Annotated in this window: 17 protein-coding genes; 4 read left to right on the forward strand and 13 right to left on the reverse strand. The window is 58.1% G+C overall.

Annotated features, from left to right (window positions below; all coding sequences use genetic code 11):
• The first annotated feature begins 39 nt into the window (after window positions 1-39).
• Window positions 40-2,652: a TRAP transporter permease gene (locus tag ACXAGD_RS07050; RefSeq protein WP_475209269.1), complete on the forward strand. Its 2,613-nt coding sequence runs from the start codon at window positions 40-42 to the stop codon at window positions 2,650-2,652.
• Entirely contained in the window at window positions 2,649-3,080 is a 432-nt protein-coding gene (locus tag ACXAGD_RS07055) for a universal stress protein (RefSeq protein WP_475209270.1), read from the forward strand. The genes ACXAGD_RS07050 and ACXAGD_RS07055 overlap by 4 nt, the downstream gene beginning before the upstream one ends.
• Here the strand turns inward: ACXAGD_RS07055 and ACXAGD_RS07060 are convergent.
• Genes ACXAGD_RS07060 through ACXAGD_RS07070 form a run of 3 tightly spaced genes read right to left on the reverse strand, consistent with a single transcriptional unit; the run spans window position 3,077 to window position 7,171 of the window.
• The gene (locus ACXAGD_RS07060) at window positions 3,077-4,123 is read right to left on the reverse strand and encodes a lipocalin-like domain-containing protein (RefSeq protein ID WP_475209271.1); all 1,047 of its coding nucleotides are present in this window, start codon (window positions 4,121-4,123) and stop codon (window positions 3,077-3,079) included. The two genes, ACXAGD_RS07055 and ACXAGD_RS07060, sit on opposite strands and share 4 nt — an antisense overlap.
• Complete coding sequence (locus ACXAGD_RS07065) at window positions 4,113-6,527, reverse strand: FtsX-like permease family protein (RefSeq protein WP_475209272.1); 2,415 nt, start codon at window positions 6,525-6,527, stop codon at window positions 4,113-4,115. The genes ACXAGD_RS07060 and ACXAGD_RS07065 overlap by 11 nt, the downstream gene beginning before the upstream one ends.
• On the reverse strand, window positions 6,524-7,171 hold the full coding sequence (locus ACXAGD_RS07070) for an ABC transporter ATP-binding protein (RefSeq protein WP_475209273.1): 648 nt from the start codon (window positions 7,169-7,171) through the stop codon (window positions 6,524-6,526). Before ACXAGD_RS07070 ends, ACXAGD_RS07065 begins: the two co-directional genes overlap by 4 nt.
• Window positions 7,172-7,329: 158 nt before the next feature.
• Between ACXAGD_RS07070 and ACXAGD_RS07075 the strand changes: the two genes are divergently transcribed.
• Complete coding sequence (locus tag ACXAGD_RS07075; RefSeq protein ID WP_475209274.1) at window positions 7,330-7,764, forward strand: ion channel; 435 nt, start codon at window positions 7,330-7,332, stop codon at window positions 7,762-7,764.
• Here ACXAGD_RS07075 and cls read toward each other — a convergent pair.
• From cls to ACXAGD_RS07090, 3 genes are all read right to left on the reverse strand, one after another.
• Window positions 7,761-9,173, reverse strand: a complete 1,413-nt coding sequence (cls, locus tag ACXAGD_RS07080; protein ID WP_475209275.1) for a cardiolipin synthase — start codon at window positions 9,171-9,173, stop codon at window positions 7,761-7,763. The genes ACXAGD_RS07075 and cls overlap by 4 nt on opposite strands.
• 23 nt (window positions 9,174-9,196) lie before the next feature.
• Window positions 9,197-10,171 carry an HAD family hydrolase gene (locus ACXAGD_RS07085; RefSeq protein WP_475209276.1) on the reverse strand — a complete coding sequence of 325 codons (975 nt, stop codon included), beginning with the start codon at window positions 10,169-10,171 and terminating at the stop codon, window positions 9,197-9,199.
• A gap of 69 nt (window positions 10,172-10,240) precedes the next feature.
• Window positions 10,241-11,851, reverse strand: a complete 1,611-nt coding sequence (locus tag ACXAGD_RS07090) for an arylsulfatase (protein WP_475209277.1) — start codon at window positions 11,849-11,851, stop codon at window positions 10,241-10,243.
• Window positions 11,852-12,052: 201 nt separating this feature from the next.
• On the opposite strand from ACXAGD_RS07090, the gene ACXAGD_RS07095 reads away from it, so the two are divergent.
• On the forward strand, window positions 12,053-12,733 hold the full coding sequence (locus tag ACXAGD_RS07095) for a Crp/Fnr family transcriptional regulator (RefSeq protein ID WP_475209278.1): 681 nt from the start codon (window positions 12,053-12,055) through the stop codon (window positions 12,731-12,733).
• 3 nt (window positions 12,734-12,736) lie between these two features.
• Here the strand turns inward: ACXAGD_RS07095 and ACXAGD_RS07100 are convergent, their stop codons facing one another.
• From ACXAGD_RS07100 to ACXAGD_RS07130, 7 genes are all read right to left on the reverse strand, one after another.
• The gene (locus tag ACXAGD_RS07100; protein ID WP_475209279.1) at window positions 12,737-13,969 is read right to left on the reverse strand and encodes a hypothetical protein; all 1,233 of its coding nucleotides are present in this window, start codon (window positions 13,967-13,969) and stop codon (window positions 12,737-12,739) included.
• Window positions 13,966-15,471: a VWA domain-containing protein gene (locus tag ACXAGD_RS07105; protein WP_475209280.1), complete on the reverse strand. Its 1,506-nt coding sequence runs from the start codon at window positions 15,469-15,471 to the stop codon at window positions 13,966-13,968. Before ACXAGD_RS07105 ends, ACXAGD_RS07100 begins: the two co-directional genes overlap by 4 nt.
• The gene (locus ACXAGD_RS07110; RefSeq protein ID WP_475209281.1) at window positions 15,468-16,451 is read right to left on the reverse strand and encodes a vWA domain-containing protein; all 984 of its coding nucleotides are present in this window, start codon (window positions 16,449-16,451) and stop codon (window positions 15,468-15,470) included. Before ACXAGD_RS07110 ends, ACXAGD_RS07105 begins: the two co-directional genes overlap by 4 nt.
• Complete coding sequence (locus ACXAGD_RS07115) at window positions 16,451-16,924, reverse strand: DUF4381 domain-containing protein (RefSeq protein WP_475209282.1); 474 nt, start codon at window positions 16,922-16,924, stop codon at window positions 16,451-16,453. The genes ACXAGD_RS07110 and ACXAGD_RS07115 overlap by 1 nt, the downstream gene beginning before the upstream one ends.
• Window positions 16,921-17,868 (reverse strand): DUF58 domain-containing protein, encoded by a 948-nt coding sequence (locus ACXAGD_RS07120; protein ID WP_475209283.1) that lies wholly within the window; start codon window positions 17,866-17,868, stop codon window positions 16,921-16,923. Before ACXAGD_RS07120 ends, ACXAGD_RS07115 begins: the two co-directional genes overlap by 4 nt.
• A 20-nt stretch (window positions 17,869-17,888) precedes the next feature.
• A complete protein-coding gene (locus tag ACXAGD_RS07125) occupies window positions 17,889-18,866 on the reverse strand; it encodes an AAA family ATPase (protein WP_475209284.1) in 978 nt (325 codons plus the stop codon).
• Window positions 18,867-18,983: 117 nt separating this feature from the next.
• Window positions 18,984-20,093 (reverse strand): acetoin utilization protein AcuC, encoded by a 1,110-nt coding sequence (locus ACXAGD_RS07130; RefSeq protein ID WP_475209285.1) that lies wholly within the window; start codon window positions 20,091-20,093, stop codon window positions 18,984-18,986.
• Window position 20,094: the final 1 nt, after the last annotated feature.

Below are 20,094 nucleotides of genomic sequence, written 5' to 3' on the forward strand. Positions count from 1 at the left end.
TTCAGAAGGCCAAAATGGCCGCGACGGGGAGACACTTGCATGAGTTCCGACACACAATCCAATCGTCCGCTATCAGAAGAAGAGCTACAGGATCTTGTAGCCTCATCCGATGCGGGTGGACGTAATCCAGTCGGCAATGTCGGGGTTTTCCTGGCCATTGTAGCCGCGATCTGGTCGATTTTTCAGGTTGTTCTGGCCTCACCCTTGGCGAATTATGTTTTGCCGGGAAGCGTTGTGAATAATGCGCGACAGTTCCATCTGGCCTTTGCCATGTTTCTGGCCTTTGCAGCCTATCCGGCGCTCAAATCAAGCCCGCGTGACTATATTCCGATTCAGGACTGGATCATGGGGCTGCTTGGCGCCTTTGTCGCGCTTTACGGCTATTTCTTTTACAACAAGATCGTCGATGCGGGTGGTCTTGCGGATGATACAGATAAATGGGTCGCTCTGGTTGGTTTGCTGTTGTTGTTCGAGGCCGCGCGTCGCGCGCTTGGCCCCGCGATGGCGATCATTGCCACGATCTTTCTGTTTTACGTCTTTTTCGGTTCTTCCGAATGGGTGCCCGAGGTTATCCGCTGGAAGGGCGCAAGCCTGAAAAAGGCGATGAGCCACATGTGGATCACCTCCGAGGGTGTGTTCGGCATCGCCTTGGGTGTCTCGACGAAATTCGTCTTCCTGTTCGTTCTATTCGGCGCGTTGCTGGATAAAGCCGGGGCAGGGAATTACTTCATTAAGATGGCGTTTGGCGCCCTCGGTCATCTGCGTGGTGGACCGGCCAAAGCCGCCGTTGTTGGTTCAGCTGCCACCGGTCTGATTTCGGGCTCGTCGATTGCCAACGTGGTGACCACAGGGACGTTTACTATCCCGCTAATGAAGCGCGTCGGGTTCAGCAGTGAACAGGCGGGTTCGGTCGAAGTTGCTTCATCGGTGAACGGCCAGATTATGCCGCCAGTGATGGGCGCCGCAGCCTTCCTGATGGTTGAATATGTGGGCATCTCCTATGTCGAAGTGATCACCCACGCCTTCCTGCCTGCGGCGATTTCCTACATCGCGCTGGTCTACATCGTGCATCTTGAGGCCGTGAAGCGGAACATGCCGACGCTGGGCAACCGTGAGGTGCATCTGGCGCGGACTGTTGTTGGGATGCTGTCCTTCTTCCTTGTGTTTGCTGGCCTGTGTTATGGCTCGCAGTACCCGGTCGAGGCGGTCACCAGCTGGGCGCCATCTTCTGCAGGATTGATCCTGAGCTTGATCGTCTGTGTGGTCTACGTGGCGCTGCTGTATCTGGCCGCGCAGGTGCCGGATCTTGAACCAGATGATCCGAATGCAAAAGAAGTGGAACTGCCGGTTATCGCAGAGATCTACAAAGCGGGTCTGCATTACCTGCTGCCGATCATCGTTCTGGTTTACTTCCTGATGATCGAGCAAAAGTCGCCCGGTCTGTCAGCTTTCTGGGCAACGGCGCTTCTGTTCGTGATCCTGTTGACGCAAAAGCCACTCAAGGCGCTGTTCCGTGGCCAGAGCAATCTGAAAGACAACTTCATCGATGGCGTTGCCGATCTGTGGCAGGGCCTGATCGATGGCGCGCGCAACATGATCGGGATCGCTTTGGCCACTGCCACGGCAGGTGTGATCGTCGGGACTGTGACCCTGACCGGGGTCGGGCAGGTGATGGCTGATCTGGTCGAGTTCCTGTCGGGCGGCAACCTGATCCTGATGTTGGTCATGGTTGGCCTGCTCAGCCTGATCCTGGGCATGGGCCTGCCGACCACGGCGAACTACATCGTCGTCAGTTCGTTGATGGCCGGTGTCGTTGTCGAGTTGGGCGCGCAGAGCGGACTGATCGTGCCGCTGATTGCCGTGCACCTGTTCGTCTTCTACTTCGGGATCATGGCGGATGTGACGCCGCCCGTGGGTCTGGCCAGTTTCGCAGCCGCCGCTGTTTCAGGCGGTGATGCGATCAAGACCGGCTTCACCGCGTTCTTCTACAGCCTGCGCACCGTGGCACTGCCGTTTGTGTTCATCTTCAACACGGACCTGTTGTTGATCGACGTCACATGGGTGGAAGGGATAACTGTTGCGATATTTGCAACAATAGCGATCCTTGTCTTCACAGCAGGAACAATGGGCTACTTCCTTACCCATAGCCGCATCTATGAAAGCATCGCGCTGATCGCCGTGGCTTTCGCGCTGTTCCGGCCCGACTATTTCATGGACCGCGTTGTTCCTCCGTACGCTTCGGTCGAGCCCGCCGCCTTTGTCGAGACTATCGGGCAAACGCCACCGGGGTCTGAGGTGCGCCTTGTGGTCAGTGGCCCGGATTTCGATACGCTCGAGATGACGGACACCACCGTTGTCGTGACCGTCGGAAACGAAGAGGGGGGCGAGGCACGAGTCGATGCCATGGGCCTGCTGCTGATCGAAGAAGACGGCCTGATCAAGCTGGAGGAACCGATGTTCGGCACGCCCGTCGCGGATGAGTTGGACATGTTCGATTACTACGGTGATGAGGCGGTGCGCCTGACCTCGGTCAACTTGCCGTCCAGCCAGCCTCCGAAGCAACTGATGTATATCCCCGCGCTGATCCTGCTGGGTCTGATTGCCTTCCTGCAACGTGGCCGTGCTTCCAGACAAGAAGAGGTGACCGCATGACAAACTCTGTTCTCTGCGCCGTCGATATCAGTAATGGCGATCTTGATGTGAATGTTCTGAAAACAGCAGCAGCTTTGGCCGATCAGGACAATGCACAACTGGATGTGGTGACCGTTCTGCCCGATTTTGGCGAAAGCTGGGTGTCGGGCTTTTTTCAGGCCGACTTTCACGAAAAGGCCTTGGAAGAGGCGCAGGCCAAACTGTCGGAACTGTGCATCTCAGCCCTTGGGGACGAGCGGAATACCAAAATCCGCCATGTGGTCGCCACCGGAACGGCGTATCAGGAGATCCTGAAAACCGCCGAGAGCGCGGGCAGTGATCTGATCGTGATCGGTGCGCACAAGCCCGATCTCAAGGATTACCTGCTGGGCCCTAACGCTGCGCGCGTTGTGCGGCACTCGAATGTGTCGGTTTACGTTGTGCGTTAGGGCCAGTAGCCCGTCATCTCAAGGTATCCGCGCCCTTTGTGGGTGCCGGATACCGTGACGGGCCCCTCCCAGTACTCGAAACTTGTGCCCATCCACGCGCTAGGAGTGATGGCCAATACCTCGACATCCAAATCACGGCTCGGTAGGGTGACGCGCCATTGGACGGGCACGTCTCGGTCTGCAACGCGTGCGGTATCCAGCGATGTGAAGGATACGGACCCGTCCGGTACGGGCGTGGTTGTGCCATCAGAAGCGATCCAAGTGGCAGCCGTGAAATCTCCGCGCCCGCCGCGCAGACGGAAGGCCATCAGCTTGTCTCCGTCGTCGAAGCTGAGTGAGAACCAGTCCCAGCCGCTTTGGTCTGACGCCAGCGGTTGCGAGGACCACTCGCGGTCCAACCAACCGTTGCCAGTGACCGCAACGTCGCCCTCGGGCAGGTGCAGCACGCCTTCGACCGTATAGAAGGGTTGAGAATAGTAGTAACTGGCCTGTCCGTCAGCGGATTTGACCGAGTACCCGTCTTCACCATGAAACACCAACGGGCCTTGGGCGTTCAGATTCAGGTCATAGCCAAACTCGGCACCACTGGCCGAGAGGGTGACCGCGCTGGGGTCGGGGCCGCGCATGTGCCACTCGTCGATCCAGGCCTCGAAGGGTGCGGCAGTCACCCCGGCCTGACCGATCCCGCCGCGCGACAGGCGTTCGGCGAAATAGTGCGTTTCTGGTGTTGTGACGGCAGCATGACCCATCCACAGCTGCGGGCTTTGCCAGCCTTCGGACTCAAACGGTTTCAAGGCAGAACGGAAAAGGGTCCATTGAATGCCATAGTCGCGCCCGTCCTCACCGGTCAGGTTTGCTGTCAGGTACCACCATTCGATGCGAAAGCCGGGATGCGGGCCGTGATCGCGAGGGAACTCGAACTGATAGCCGGGTTGCGGGATGTCGAACCCTTCGGCCGAGCCGCCTAGCCCGGCGTAACCCTGTGCACGCAGGGCAGAGGGAAGCAGCAAAAACAGAATACACAGCCAGAATTTAACGTTCATTGGCAAACACCCTCAGCAAATCGGCAGGCGGCAGGCGCAGCAAACGCAGCGCGGGCAGGGCAGCGGCGACAAAGGCGGCCAACAGGGTCAGAGCAAACAGATAGGCCCAGTCCAGCGGAAACAGATACATCGGCAACCGCCAACCAAAGGCCTGCACATTGATTACCGCCAGCAAGGCCCATGCCAGAACCAAACCCAACGGCAGCGCCAACACCGCCGTTAGCGCCGCCAGCAGCACACTGCGTAGCAATTCAAGCTGCGCCAGTTGCGCCCGTGTCAGCCCCAGCGCCCATACAGGTGCAATCTGCGGCAGACGCTGGGTCCACAACGTCAACAGGCTGGTCAGGATAGCAAACCCGGCGACACCCAGTGTCAGTATGTTCAGCGCCGACGTTACGACAAAGGTCTTTTCAAAGATCGCCAGAGATTGAGCTTTCATCGCTGCCTGCTGCACGACGGCCTGACGGGGCAAGTCAAATTTATCGCGCAAGGTTTGCGCCATCTCGGTGGCGCGCTCAGGTTCTATACGGATACCAAATCGGCGATTGCCGGCCCAAGGCGCGATCTGGTCCAATCGCGGCATCGACACGATGGCCTGTCCGGTCGGGTTTCCGTAGTCCGAATAGACGCCTGCAATGGTCAAAGTATGACCCTCTCTGAGGGTCAGCGGGTCCCCGGGCCACAGGTTCGCACGACGGGCGAGCTGTTCGTTGATCAGCACGGCCTCACCTGCATGAAGCCTATCCCACACACGATCCGAGGACGCGATGATCGGCCAGTGGTCGCGATAGGTATCGTGGTCGACAATCCCGTACAAAAACAGCGGTCCCGCTTCATGTGCCATTTCAACGCTACGGATCGGCAGCACTGCGTCCACCTGTGGGTCCAGCCAAAGCGCGATCTGCTGTCCTTGGTGGTTGTCTGTGGCGGTCACGTAAAGTTCGGAGGTCAGGCGTTGGTCAAGCCAGCCGGTGAACGTCAGTCTAAAGCTGGATACCATGGTCCCGACACCGATATTCGCCGCGAGGGCCAGCAGCAGCGCCATCAAAGCCAGCGAGAGGCCGGGCAGCTGCGCTTGCATGTCGGCCCAGACCCATTGCGCGACTGGCCCGGTTGCGCTGCGCTGGAAAACCGACAAAGCAAGCGACAACAGATAGGGCAGGATCAGAGCGGCCCCCGTCAGGATGCCGCCGACCATGACAAACCCTGCAATCAGCCCATCGAACGCGTATCCGACGGCAAAACCGCCAGCGATCAGGGTCAACCCGATCAGCCCGCTGGTGCGGTGCGCGGTTTTCGCGCCTCGCCAGGATTGCAGGCCAGCTCCAGTCAGCAAAGGCATGCGGGAAAGGCGAAACAGGGCCTGACCGCTGGCCAGCAACGTCCCCGCCAAGGCCATCGCCAGACCGGCCAGAACCCATTGCGGCTGCAGAGTCATCTGCTCGTCGATCGGCGCGCCGTAAAGTCCGCGTAGGGTGGCAGCGACGTCGGGCAGCAACGCTCCGGCCAGAAAGAAGCCAAGGATCAGCCCCAGTAGGCCGCCGATCAGGGCCAGCAGGGTCAATTCCGCCATAATCATCCAGACCAGTCGCCGCATCGATACGCCCAGCGCCCGCAAGGTTCGGATCATTGCCCGCCGTTGCGCAAAGGCCAGCCCGACTGTGCCGTGCACGATGAACAGCCCGACCGCAAAGGACAGCAGGCCAAAGGCCGTCAGGTTCAGGTGGAAACTGTCCGTCAACTGCGCTGCATCCAGCCGGGACGAGGCTTCAATGCGCTCCAGTTCCGGCGCGATGTCCGACAGCTGGGGAATGCCGCGTGGCTGATCGGGCAGCACCAACAGGCGGGAAACCTGGCCGGGTTTTTCGAGCAAGGTCTCGGCCACGCCGATATCGGTGAGGATCAGGTCAGGCGGAACAGCGTTTGACTGCAGGATCGGGGGCAAGCTGTCTTGCGCCTCCAACACTTCCGCCAGTTCAGGGGAGGCCAGCAAGCGGCCGGGTGCCGTCAGCATATCGGCCGGATCGGGAGGCGTTTCCGACTGTTCGATCTGCGTCACTGCGGGCAGGGCCGGGTAGGCCACCATATCGACCCCCATCACCTGCACCGTGCGCCCGTTCACGCGCATAGGCCCTTCGAGAATTGCCGCCACCTGCCACCCGGCGCGGCGCAGGGCGATATAACGGTCAATCGGGATAGGTCCGGAGGGGTCACGCAATTCATCATGCAGACCCAGCGCAAGCTGATCGCTAGCGCGTTGATAGCTTGCGCGCGCTTCGGCGTTGATCGCCTGTACGGCGGACCACAGACCCGTGGCCAACGCAATTCCGATCAACAAGGTGACCAGTTGCAGCTTGTGTCGCCGCCAATGCGACAGCAGGGCCTGTATGACCGCGCCGGTCATGCGATGTGACCACCGGCCAGATGCGCGTGCCGGTCCAATCGCCCGGCAATCTCCTGTGAATGGGTAACCAGCAGAAGGGCAGCGCCGGTATCGGCCACCAGCGCCAGCATCAGGTCCAGCACATTGGCGCTGGCGGTTTCATCCAAATTGCCAGTAGGTTCATCCGCCAGCAACAATTTTGGCCGTGCAGCCATGGCGCGCCCGATGGCGACGCGCTGCTGTTGCCCGCCGGAAAGGTTCTCGGGATAGCGCGTCAGCAAATCAGACAGGCCCAGCCGCGCGGCCAACTGCGCGGTCCAATCGGCATCCTGGCGCCCAGCGAGCCTGGCGTGGAAGGACAGATTCTGGTCGACTGTCAGTGAGGGGATCAGATTGAACTGTTGAAACACCAGCGAAACGCTCTGCCTGCGCAGTGCGGCGCGGCCCGCGTCATCCAATTGCGACATGGCAGTGCCGTCCAATGTGATCTCGCCGCCGTCGAAACTGTCCAATGCCGCCGCCAGATTGAGCAGCGTGCTCTTGCCGCTGCCGCTTTCTCCGGTCAGAGCCAACGTCTGTCCCTGATCGAGGGTTAGCGACACGTCCCGCAAAACAGGGCGCCCACCCGGATAGGATTTCTGAACCCTGTCGATTGTCAGCAACATGAAAAAACCTCGGACTTTGCCCGCAACAATGTGCGTCACCGCCACGCAGAGTCCAGCACCCTGCGGCATTCGTTTCCATTCGTCGCAGCCTTGTCCTTTTTTGGTTAAGTCGCCATTGTGGTGAGACTTCTTCAGGCCGGAACATGATAAGTGAATTGATGACGTTAACGCAGCAGATCCTTTGGGGCAGTATCTATCTGGGCATCTGCTTTCTGATCGAGATCATCCTTCTGACATGGTGCACGCAGGTTGTTCGGGTCATGTCCCTGAGGTTGGAAAACAGCAAACGGTTCTTTTCGATCGCGGCACCAATCTGCATCGCACTTTTCTTTATCGTGGCCATCCACACGTTTCAGGTCTGGCTATGGGCGATTGTCTGGGTTTTGGGAGACGTGCTGCCTGACTGGAACTCGGCGCTGTATTTCTCACTGGTGACATTCACGACACTGGGCTACGGCGACATCGTTCTGGGCGAGCCGCTGCGGATATTCGGAGCGTTTGCCTCGGTAACGGGTTTGCTGGCCTTTGGGTTGTCCACCGCCTTTATGGTCGCGCTGATGACGCAAGTCTTCAAAGAGGAACTGATGTCCTAGAGGATCGGTGCAAACAGGCGCGCCAAAGGCGATCCGAACCGGATATAGGCCGGCTGATCAGACAGTTTCTTCGTCAATTCGTAGCTTTTTTCAAAGTCAGCCTGCAGCATTTTGTCCACCGCCTGCGCGGCTCTTGGATCAAAGAACAGGGCCATCGCTTCGAAATTCAGGCGGAACGATCTGTTGTCCAGATTGGTGGTGCCCACAGCCGCCAGCGTATCGTCGATCACAAAGGCTTTTTGGTGCATGAAGCCGTCTGTGTAGCGAAACACCCGCGCGCCGCAATCCCTGACCTCGTCAAAATAGGCGAATGCGGCCAGCCAGGGCAGGCGGTGGTCGATCACGTCCGGAACCAGAATGCGCACATCCACACCCCGCAGGGCGGCGTGTTGCAGGGCTGTCATGATGTCGATATCCGGCACGAAGTAAGGCGAGGCGATCCAAAGTCGTTCTTTCGCTTCGGTAATAGCGGCAAAGAACATCATCGCACCGGTTTCCGTGTCGTCGCCGGGGCCCGTTGCAACGATCAGGGCATTCATGTCCTGATCCGACTCCGATCCAGCCCAGTCCAGCTGTTCAATCAGATCCTCCTCATGCGCCCAGTGCCAGTCTTCGGTGAAAATCAACTGCAACTGCCGGACGACATGACCCTTCATCTTGATGTGGGTATCCCGCCAATGGCCGAAGTACTTGTCTTGCCCCAGATACTCGACACCCACGTTGTGGCCGCCGATAAAGCCCGTCTCACCATCGATGATCACGGTCTTGCGGTGATTGCGGTAATTCAGCTGAAAGCGGTATTGCGGTCCGCGACGGTCACGCGGGTTGGCGATCTCGACCCCGGCGGCGCGTAGTTCGTCCAGATAGGCCGTCGGCAAGCCATAGCTGCCCACGGCATCCGTCATAAAGCGTACCGACACACCGCGTTTGGTGGCGGCAATCAGCTTTTCCTTCAGCTGTTTGCCAAGCGCATCATCCCGGACGATGTAGAATTGAATCAGGACATAATTCTGCGCCGCATCGATAGCCTGGAAGATGGAGTCGAACGTCGCCTGTCCGTCGATCAACAACTCCGCCCCGTTCCCGCGCGAGACTGGCAGATGGGCCAGTGCTTCGAACGGGCGGGGGTTGATAGGCATCATGTCCGGGTCGGGTTTCGAGAAATCCGCAAAGGTCTTGATGCCTTCAACTACCCGCTCGCTGTGCTTGCGAGCAATACGATAACCGCGGAACCGGTGATGCCCCAGAAACAGATACAGCGGCACACCGATAAACGGGGCTGAGATCAAAAGGACCACCCATCCTACGGCCCCTTGTGGCGTGCGGGCGGTCTGGGCCGCCCGTATCGAAAACACCGCGGCCGTCACGTATAGAAAAAAGACGAACGCGGAAACTAGAAGTGTCCACATGGGGTTATCGGTCTCTGAGTGCCTTATTCACCCCCAGTGTAGATGCGATTCCAATCATTCGCCATATCAACAATGACCCATCCCAAACCGGGGCCTTTGTCCAACCCATCGACCAGCTTCCCAATCGGGCTTTCGCGGTCATAAGCCCATTCACGCTCGGCATCGGTGTGGTGGATCAGAACACCCAGACGCGGACCATCGCCTGCAGTGGTCCATTCCAACATCGCGAAATCGCCGTCAGAGTTGCCGCCCGCCAAAATGGGGCGCCTGCCAATCGTGCGTTCGATGTTGATTGGCTTACCCTCTTTGTCATCGACAAAGGCAATGCCAGGGGCCTTGGTGATCGCGGGTGCCCCATCGCCGGTTTCATAGGTTGTGGCGGTGTAAGTGCCCAGCACCTGTTCGGGTGGGATGCCATAGGCGTCCTCGGCGAATACGCGCATGAAATGCAGACCGCCGCCCGAGACGATGTAGGTGCGGAACCCTTCATCCCGTAGATAGCGCAGCAGTTCCACCATCGGCTGATATGTCATCTGGTCGTATGGCAATCCGGTATCCGGGTGGCGCGCCGTGTCCAGCCACTCGGCAACGGAGGCCTGGAAGTCATCGACACTCAGCCCAGAGTGTGAGGCGTTCAGAACCTCAATCAATGCGTCGTGACCACCCTCGGCAACGGCCTGCAGATCACCTTTTGCCGCGGCTTCCAGCGTTGGGGTGGTCAGGATCGACGGGTCTGCTTCGGCAATTTCGGCGAGCCGATCCATTGCGAAAGTCAGTTGAAAATAGACGGGCTGTTCAGCCCATAGGGTGCCATCATTGTCGAACACCGCTACCCGCGCTGCCGGAGTGACATAGTCGGTACCGGTCGGGTCAGTGACAGCCTCGACAAACTCGATGATCCTGTCCCTGGATTCAGACGCGCCCCAACTGGGCAGAGGGTCGGCGAACCCGGCCAACGGAGCCATGACCAAAGCGGCTGAGAGAACTGCAATCCTCATGAGAAATTTCCTTACTTCAATGAGTAAAGGGCCGCCGTTTAACCAGCGACCCTTCGTTTTGTGAGGGGGTTAGTTGTTGGTCGGTGTGGTCAGTTTCTCCATCACCTGATCCAGGTTGAAGCTGGCAGCCTTTTGGCGCGGCGGGAATTCCTGGAATGTTTCCAGGAACGTGCCGACATATTGCTGGGCAGGCACCAGGAAATAGGCCCGATCCAGCAGCCAGTCGTAATAGGTGTTGGATGTCCGGTAGGCACGCTCATACGGATCGCGACGCAGGTTCACGATCAGCGGAATGCGCAGTTCTGTCCAGGGTTCGATCCATGCCCGCAGGGTGGCCCATGCCTTCTGCTCGAGGAAGATCAGCTTCCAGTCGTCAAAGCGCAGCGCGGTCAGGTCACCATCATCCGAGAAATAGAAAATCTCGCGACGGGGGCTTTCGGTGGTCTCACCAGTCAACAGAGGCAGGATGTTGTAACCGTCCAGATGAACCTTATAGTCGCGACCCATACCCGACGAGCTGTAACCGGACTTCAGCTTTTCCTTGATTTCCGGGTCACCCGCGACGGCAAGGTAAGTCGGCAGCCAATCCATATGGTGCACGATCTCGTTGCTGACCGATCCGGCTTCGATCTGGCCGGGCCAGCGTACCATCGACGGAACCCGCCATCCGCCTTCCCAGTTGGTGTTCTTCTCACCCCAGAACGGTGTCATGGCAGCGTCCGGCCATGTGTTCATATGCGGTCCGTTGTCTGTGGAGTAATGGACGATCGTGTTGTCGGCGATGCCCAGCTCATCCAGCAGGTCCAGCAACTGGCCTACGTGCATGTCATGCTCGATCATGCCCGCGGTGTACTCGTCGGCTACGCCACCAACGATATCGTTCGCTTGCGCCCGCATCTCATCCTTGACGTGAGTACGGAAGTGCATCCGGGTCCCGTTCCACCAGACATAGAAGGGCTGACCTTGTTCATGGGCACGCTTGATAAAGTCGATTGCTGCGGCGACGGTCTCTTCGTCCACCGTTTCCATGCGCTTGCGGGTCAGGGGGCCGGTGTCTTCGATGGTGCCGTCAGCCTTGGACTTGATGACACCACGCGGGCCATAAGCCTCGCGGAAGGTGCGCCCATCGGCCAGAACCGCATCACCGGGATAGTCTTCGTTTTCCGGTTCTTCCTCGGCATTCAGGTGGTAGAGATTTCCGAAAAACTCATCAAAACCGTGGTTTGTAGGAAGGTGTTCATCTTTGTCGCCCAGGTGGTTCTTGCCAAACTGACCGGTGACATAACCGTGGTCCTTCAGCAGGCCAGCGATGGTCGGATCTTCGACCTGCATGCCCAGATCTGCGCCAGGCAGACCCACTTTGGACAGGCCGGTCCGGAACACCGATTGCCCCATGATGTAGGACGAGCGACCAGCGGTACAGGATTGCTCACCATAATAGTCGGTGAAAATCATACCTTCCTTGGCGACGCGGTCGATGTTCGGAGTCTGGTAACCCATCAAACCCATCGTATAGGCCGAGATGTTGGACTGCCCGATATCGTCACCCCAGATGACCAGGATGTTGGGCTTTTGATCCTGCGCCCAAGCGGGAATTGCCAACGCAACGGCGATGGTCGCCACAGCAATACGACGCAGCTCGGTGCGCCACCTGTTTGTAATTGAACGGGGTGGTGACATGGTATGCTCCTGATCTGTAAGGGTCTTTAGGCCCCGGAGGTGTGTCGGTGTTTTCACGACTGGTGAAATCAGCCAAAACGGATTGTAAAAAATGGTCGAATTCTGAACGGCGAAGCTTCACCCTTCCGGGAATCGAACTCGGTCAGGTTAGGCGATTTGTTGGATTGAAAACTCATCATATGATGATATTGGAAAATTCTAATGTTTGACAAAACGAATAATATTAAGATCTTGCAGACGACCGGGTGGTTCAGCAAACGCTCGGACGCGTTTCAACGCGATCTCCTGGATTGCGCGGCCGCAAAGATTTTTGATCCGTGGGAAGCACTTTACCACCACGGAGATCCGGCAAACGGAATATTCGCCGTCCTCAGCGGGGGTATTCAAATCACCGCGCCAGCGGATGATGGGCAGGAATTCGTGATACACCGCGAAGGTGCCGGTTTCTGGATCGGGGATCTGGCTCTTTTCGCCGATACGCCACGGCTGATCAGCGTTATCACCACGCAAGAGACGCAAGCCTTGTTCTTTCCACATTCTCGTGTCGCTAAGCTGGTTCAGGCCAACCCGAGCTATGTCCGAGACTTTTACGCGCTGACGCAAGAGAACATGCAGACGGCGCTGCGAATTATGGCCAATCTGGCTGTAACCGGCAGTGAGAAACGGCTGGTCCTGCGGCTGCTGCATTTGGATGAAGGCGCGTCGAAGTCTGATGGTTGGATCGTGGTGTCTCAAGATGAGTTGGCCGAGATGGTCGCCGTTTCGCAGCCCACATTACACCGCAACCTGCACCGTTTGGCGGACCTTGATCTGATTGAGCTTGGCTATGGGCGTGTGCGTTTGAAGGACCGGCAGGCATTGATCGCTAATTGTCAGACCTGAGGATCAGGGGTTCAGCGGTGGAAGCGTCCGCGCGCGCTTGTCAGGCGCGTCCTCCAGGGCATTCAGAGCCGAGATAGTGTCAGGCCACTTAGGTTTTTGTGATGCGTTATCAGCAGCGTATCTCACGGAGCCAATCTGAGCCAAACAGGTTTCCAGCCCGCTATAGCCTTGCGGGTTCTCGCAGCGCTGCTTCCAGTCTTCAAGCGCTGTATATGCGGCAGAAAGGTCTTGATCACGTAACGCGCGACGTAGTTGCGCGAGGGAATACTCAGGCGACGCGCGGTAGGCCTGTTCGCGCGTCTCCTTCCAGTTTCGATACCGGGGCATCGACCATCGGAGTAAAGCCCAAACGACCACTGCGGCGGTGGCGAACCAAACGAGATATCGGATCAGTGTTTCCGCGGACGGAGGCCCGGATTTGGGTGCAGCGAGCTTGAGGTTCACCGCGTCGATGTCCGCCGTTTCAACGGTGTTGGTTGTCAGGTTGAACCACTGCAGGGAAACCGGCGGGAGTTGAGTTTCTCCACCTTCCTGTGCCAGATAGACAGCTTCATCCACACGTTGGCCCGATAGGATGCCGCGATCTTCGGTCTCGGTGAAACGCGGCTCTTTGGGGTAGGAACGCAGCAGAGGGTCATGAATTTCCGTAATTAATTGCGGGATCAGTATTGGGCTCGTGCCGGAAATACGCGCCGTCAGCCGTCGGGTGACAGCATCACCGGCTTGCAGTTCGGTGGGACCTTCGATGGCCTGCTCCAGTTCGAAACCCGTTGCGATGATCAGCGGATTCAGATCACGCGCGCCCTCGGGAACCACAGCGTTGATCTTGATTGGTGGAAGCGGAACGGAAACCTGCGTCGGATTGTTGGTTTCCGGATCCGCGAACGTAACGGCCATGTCTTGTGCACCGAATTCTATCTGTCCCGGCACCAGAGGATAGATGCGATAGCTCCTCTGGACACCGGACCATGTCTCTCCACTCACAGCCTCGCTGACAGGTCCCGAGGCACGCTCGGGAAGGCGGACCAGCAGGTTTTCCTGTTCCAGCGAAGGAAAAACCGGGGGCGACGGCATAAAGGTCGGCACCAGAACCTTGATGCGAAGAATGGCCGGCTGCCCGATAATCACATCCTCAGTTGGAGCATCGACCGAAATTTGTGGTTGAGGCGCGGTCGAACTTTGCGCGAACAACAAACCGGGAAGCAAAAGATACATGAGAAGCAGGATGTATCTCATTGTTCCTGCTCCTGATTGTCCAGCAGGAACCGATTGCGTAGGAAATCCTGCATGTCCGTGTCAATCGCGCTGATCCACTGGTCTGCCGACAGGGCTTTGGTATCTTCTGTTTGCGCCTGAATGGTCGTGTTTTCTCCACGACCGGAGTCGTTGTCGAACACGGTGTCATCCGCACCGATCCCGGCTTCTTCACCAGTGTCGGATTGCTCGCGAGTTGTTTCGACATAGTCGAGTATGGCGGTGGCGACATCGAGGTTATGTTGCGCTTCCGGCCAGTCCGGACGGCGTTCCAATGCCGTTTCAAAGGCGGAAATCGCGGGCCGGTATTCCCGGTTACGAATACGCGCCATCCCTTCGGCAAACGCGGCTTCAGGCGTGTTCAGTTCGGCGAAAATTTCTGCGGCTTCCGGATACTGGCCTGCTTTCAGCCGGGCGTAGCCTTCATGATAGGGGTCCTCAAACAACTCGGCGGCGTCCGCATAGCGTTTATGGTTCATTGCGATCTGGCCTTGCTGATCCGGCGTCAGGAACCAATCCCGCCAACCTTCTGCATGTGCGGGTCCCTCAGGCTGCGTCAGAAACAACGCCACAAAGGCCCAACGGATCACCCAGCCGCGCCGAAACCAAAGCAACGACAACAACGCTGCTGGCCACGCCAGTAGCCAACCTCGATCCTGCCAATCCAGACGATCATCGTCATCCAGCGCGTCCACATAGGCGGTTTGAATTTGCCGCTGTAGCCGCGTGATATCCCTGTCATCGTTTGTAAACGGAACCACGACGGCGTTTTTCAGATTGTTCAGTTGAACAATTTCACCTCCGTCAGGCAGCATGGTCAGAAAGAAAACCCGCGTTGTCGTACTTTCAAAGCCTGCAAGCTGAGATGGGTCGAGATCATCCAGAACAAACAGGACAGCCCCCGGTGTTTCGCTTTCGTCCAGTATGCTTTGCGCCAGCGTCAGTGCGCCGCCCGCGGCGTCCCCCGGCTTGGGCATCACGGCCGGGGTCAGCCCCTCAAGCAGCGGGCGCAGGATGTTTGCGTCTTCGGTCAGGGGTGCCACACGGTGCGACGTACCGGCATAGGCGATCAGCGCCGTTCGCGCGCCGGCGCGGGCGTTGATAATATCCGTGATCTTGAACTTTGCGCGCTCCAGCCGGGACGGGGGTAGGTCGGGGTTCTCCATGCTCTCGGTGACTTTCAGAGCAATCACCAAAGGGGCTGTATCGGCCACAAGCGGGTTCTGGGCCCGTGACCATGTTGGCCCCGCTGCGGCAATGGCGACCAAGGCGGTAGCGAACATGGCTACATCAATGGGATGGATGCGCCCTGTTCCCTCAGCCCCCAGCCGCAGGGCTGCAGCAAGGTGCGGAGCCACACCGGGCGGTAGATCAGATTGCCTCGAACGCTTGGAACGAGCTACCCACCACAGACCCGCAATTGGTATTAGGAAAAGCAGGTAAACCCCCCGGACAAAATGAAATTCCGTCAAAGCGTCGATCATGAGGGCCTCCTTCGACGCTGTGCAAAATGCAGGCCCGCGGAACTGCCAAGCATGAGCAACAAAGCGGCCAACAATGGATAATGGGTCAGGCTCTCCCTCGGTCGGTAGCTTTGCGTTTCAACAATTCTGGGGTTTTGCTCATCGATTTGTTGATAGGTTGCGGCAAGCGCGGCCTCGTCATTCGCAAAAAAATACTGGCCTTCGGTACGGTCAGCGATGGCTTTCAGGGCGTCCAGATCCACGCGATCCTCGCCGGAGGCATTTGGATCGCCGACGCCGATCGTGTAGATGACGACGCCCTTGTCCGAAGCAATGGCGGCGGCGTTGGTTGGGGTCATGCGGCTGGATGTATCGGCGCCGTCGCTGAGAACGATCATCAGACGCTGATCCACCTCGCTGGTCTCAAACGTACGGATGCCAAGGCCAATCGCATCGCCCAAGGCGGTGTTTGGTCCTGCCATTCCTACTTGAGTTTGATCCAGGAACCCATTCAAACTATTCAGATCTTCTGTAAATGGCGCCTGAACAAAAGCCCGTGTGCCAAAGATGATCAACGCCATACGGTCGCCCTGACGATCTGCAATGAACTTGCGCATAACGTCCTTGACCGCCGCCAGTCGTTGTTTGGTCGTACCGTCGGTGGATTGAAAATCGCGTTGATCCATCGACCCAGAAATATCGAGCGCGAGCACAACGTCTCGGGCGGACTTTTCGATCACGATCGGGTCTGCCAGTTTTTCCGGATGGGCCAAGGCTGAGATCAGCATAAGCCAGATGAGACTGACCACGACTGTTTGCAGCACCGGTCTGTGCGCGATAACCGATCCGGACTTGGGCTCAATACCTGCCGCTTTAGCGATATGTCGGAAGAAGGGGATACGGATTGAGCTGGATTTCTCTCGATGCGGTGGAGCGAACCGATAGACCAGCAAAGGTAATGGTAGAAGAATAAACGCCCAGGGTGCGGCAAAGGAGATCATCACTGCCTCCTCTTGGCTTTGTGGGTTCTGATCCAGTCCCGCGCGAATTTGGCGATGTTTGGATTGCTGGGACCAGGCTGGTAGGGCGCCAGAAGAAGATCTTGCGCTTCGGATGACGAAATAGACGTCTTATCAGAGGATTGATTGAGAAAAGTAATCCAATCAGCACCGTTAATCCCGGCCACCTCATCGCGTGGATAAGCAGCAAGTGCGGTACGCCGCAGGATTTCCGCGATCTTGGCGACATCATTGTCAGCGGCCTGCAGATCGGCGAGTGCGAAACGGCGATAGGCATTGGATTTGCGGTGCCTCCGGTATCTGTAAAGTCCGAAAACTACCGCTGATACCAGAAGTAAAGCCAATACTGCCCAACCCCATGTTTGCGGGGCCATCGATATCGGTGCGGGTGCTGGCGCTGGTTCCAGCATGTCCAGCAACTCAACAAGAGATTTGCCTTCGGTATCGACGCTCATCGTCGCCCTCCGCGATGACCAAACAGTCGAAGCAATTGATCAAGGGTTGGTTCCGCAGTGGTCAGAGGGGCAATCGGAAAGCCATAACGGCGCGACCAGTGTTGAAGCTGCGCCAACCTGTTTTCAAGTTCCGCGCGGATGCGTTTCGACAAATCCGGGTCCGAGCTGTCGAGCTCGATTTGCGCGTCACCATCCGAGACAGTCATGCGCAGACCCGGGATTAGTTCGCGTGAGCTGGGGTCAGAAATGTTGAACAAAATCAGATCGTTCGACTGCGCGAGCCGCCTCAGCAGGCTTTCCGTGGCTTCATTCAGTCCGTCAAAGTCCGAAAACACGCAAATCAGCGCGTTGGTATGTGCAATCCGCGCCGCATGATTCAGGACGTCGTTCAGCGAAACGGTGGGCGTGGGATGCAGCGACGCGTTGAGGCTGCAATTCAGCGCGGCGACCGAGGACAGGAACCGCTTTAACGCGGCAGGTCGGCATTTGGGGTGATGTTCGGCAAGATCGGTGTCGCCAAAGACGATCCCGCCAACGCGGTCGCCTTGGCCCAGAACACGATGAGCCGCGATTGCTGCGGCTTCGGCGGCGACAACCGATTTCATATAAACTTCGGTGCCGAAAAACATCGAAACGCGTTGATCAACCAGCAAGAGGGCAGGGCGATCTCGTTCCTCGGTATAGACCCTAACATGAGGTTTTCCCGTCCGTGCGGTCACTTTCCAGTCAATCGTCCGGATGTCATCGCCGGGCAGATATGTGCGCAACTCTTCAAAGTTCAAACCACGCCCACGCAGGCGCGATGCGTGCCGACCATTGAGGATCGAGCGCGCCGGTTGCCGCGGCAGCAGGCTGATAGCGCGCGACTGGGAGCCTAGCCGCAGCAGGTGGTTCGCATCTACATGAATGCGCAGGTCTTCGGGATATGTGGCGGTCTGGGCCACGGTTCTCTCTTTCCGATCCGTTAGGGCAGCGCGACGAGACGCAGGATTTCCGCGATCACATCATCCGCCGATTTGGCGCTGCCCTGCGCCTCAAAGCTCAGCGTGATGCGGTGGCGAAAGACATCATGGGCGATGGCACGTACATCAGCCGGATCAACGTAATCGCGTTCGTTCAACCAGGCGTGCGCGCGCCCACATTTATCCAACGCCAGCGATGCACGCGGGCTGGCCCCGATTTCGATCCAACTTGCAAGCTCATCGCTGTATTTCTCGGGCGTTCTGGTCGCTTGCACAAGGTCGGCCATATAGCGATCCATGGCGTCAGACACGTGGATCTTCCCGATCTCCGATCGCGCCTGAAATACGGCGTCTTGCGGGATAGGCGTTGGCATCCCGCCCGTCGAACCTGACCCGGCGGCGATTTCTTCACCGCGCACTAGGCGGATTACTTCAACTTCGTCCTCGACCGGAGGATAGGTGATCTGCACATGCATCAGAAACCTGTCCATCTGTGCTTCGGGCAAGGGGTAGGTGCCTTCCTGCTCGATCGGGTTTTGGGTCGCCATCACGATGAACAGCGGCTCCATTTTGTGCGTAGTGCCCGATACGGTGACCTGTCGTTCCTCCATCGCCTCCAACAAGGCGGCCTGCACCTTGGCCGGCGCTCGGTTGATCTCATCCGCCAGAACGAGGTTGGCAAAAATCGGGCCGGGGTCGAACCGGAAGGTGCCGCCATCCCCGGTTTGCTGAAACACTTCAGTTCCGGTGACATCCGAGGGCAGCAGATCGGGCGTAAACTGTATCCGGCTGAAACTGGCGTCCAGATTGCGCGCCATAGCTTTAACGGCACGGGTTTTTGCCAGACCGGGCAGGCCCTCGATCAGCAGGTTACCGTTTGCCAGCAGGCCGATGAGCAACCGGTCGACCACCTCGGTCTGACCGATAATCGCCTGCCCCATGCGGGCCTTAAGATCATGTATCTGATTAAGTGCATTCATTAATTTGGTCCAATCGTGGCCGGACGTCGGGAAAGACATGGCTGAGCACGCCGAGGCGAGTTGAGCTGGAATGTGTAGTAATGATCGGACGTTAGCAGGCTTGATGCACGCGATCCACTATGAAATCCGTTCCGCGATGTGTTGCAGATCGGCACGCAGCTGCGGGCGAATTTCACCCTGGTTCGGCGCATCGCGCAGTGTTTCGATCCAGTGACGCGGTGGTTGCTTTCCGGCGGCTCTGTTCCATGTCAGATTTCCAAGTACAGATTGCGCGGCATCGTTCAGGTGGTCGGGAATGGCGATGTCGTTCAGGGTCGCCCATACTCCGGTCCAAAGCCGGGCCACTGACCACGGATTGTAGCCTCCGCCGCCGAGAACCAACATACGTGGGGCCATGTCGCGCAGACTGGAGACCGCGCGCCAATGGGCGTTGTTGGACAGGGCCAATCGCGACAAAGGGTCCTCGGCCACGGCATCCGCGCCGCATTGCAACACAATCGCCTGCGGTTCAAAGGAGGCCGTTGCGGGCAGGATCAATTGGTCAAGGATGGCAAAGAACTCATTATCATTGAGGTTGCGCGCAACCGGTAGGTTGAAAGCCGAACCGCCGGCATCATCGTCCAAAGTACCGCTGAAAGGCCAGCGTGCGCCCTCGTGAACCGAGATCATCCGCACCTTCGTTGAGTCACGAAAGGCCGCTTCGACGCCGTCACAGTGATGTGCGTCGATATCGACATAGACGATGCGGTCGAGCCCGGCATTCAGCAGGGTCAGGATAGCCAACACGGGATCGTTCAAGTAGCAAAACCCATTCGCCCTGTTTGCCAGACCGTGATGTGTGCCGCCTGCGGGGCTAAAAACGATGCCGCCTTCCCGGATCAGTTCGGCCCCCAGCATTGAGCCACCGGCGGCGGTGGCAGGACGGCGGTACATTTCGGGGAACACAGGGTTCGACAAGGTACCAAGCGCGTATTTTTCCCGCACGTCATCGGAAACAAGCTGATCCTTCTCGGCCTGTTGTAGAGCGGCGATATAGTCCGGCGTGTGAAATGCCGTAAGGGCTGAAGGCTTTGCACAGGGGCTGACGCGGTAGTTCGATGACGACAGCCATCCTTGCGCGCGACATAGGTCAATGACCGTTGAGACACGCGGAATGGCCAAAGGATGCTTCGAGCCATAGGTTGAGCCGCGATAGATTTCCGATCCGATAAAAAGCGGGCGTTGCATC

This window comes from Ruegeria sp. ABF4_144, from assembly GCF_056160045.1.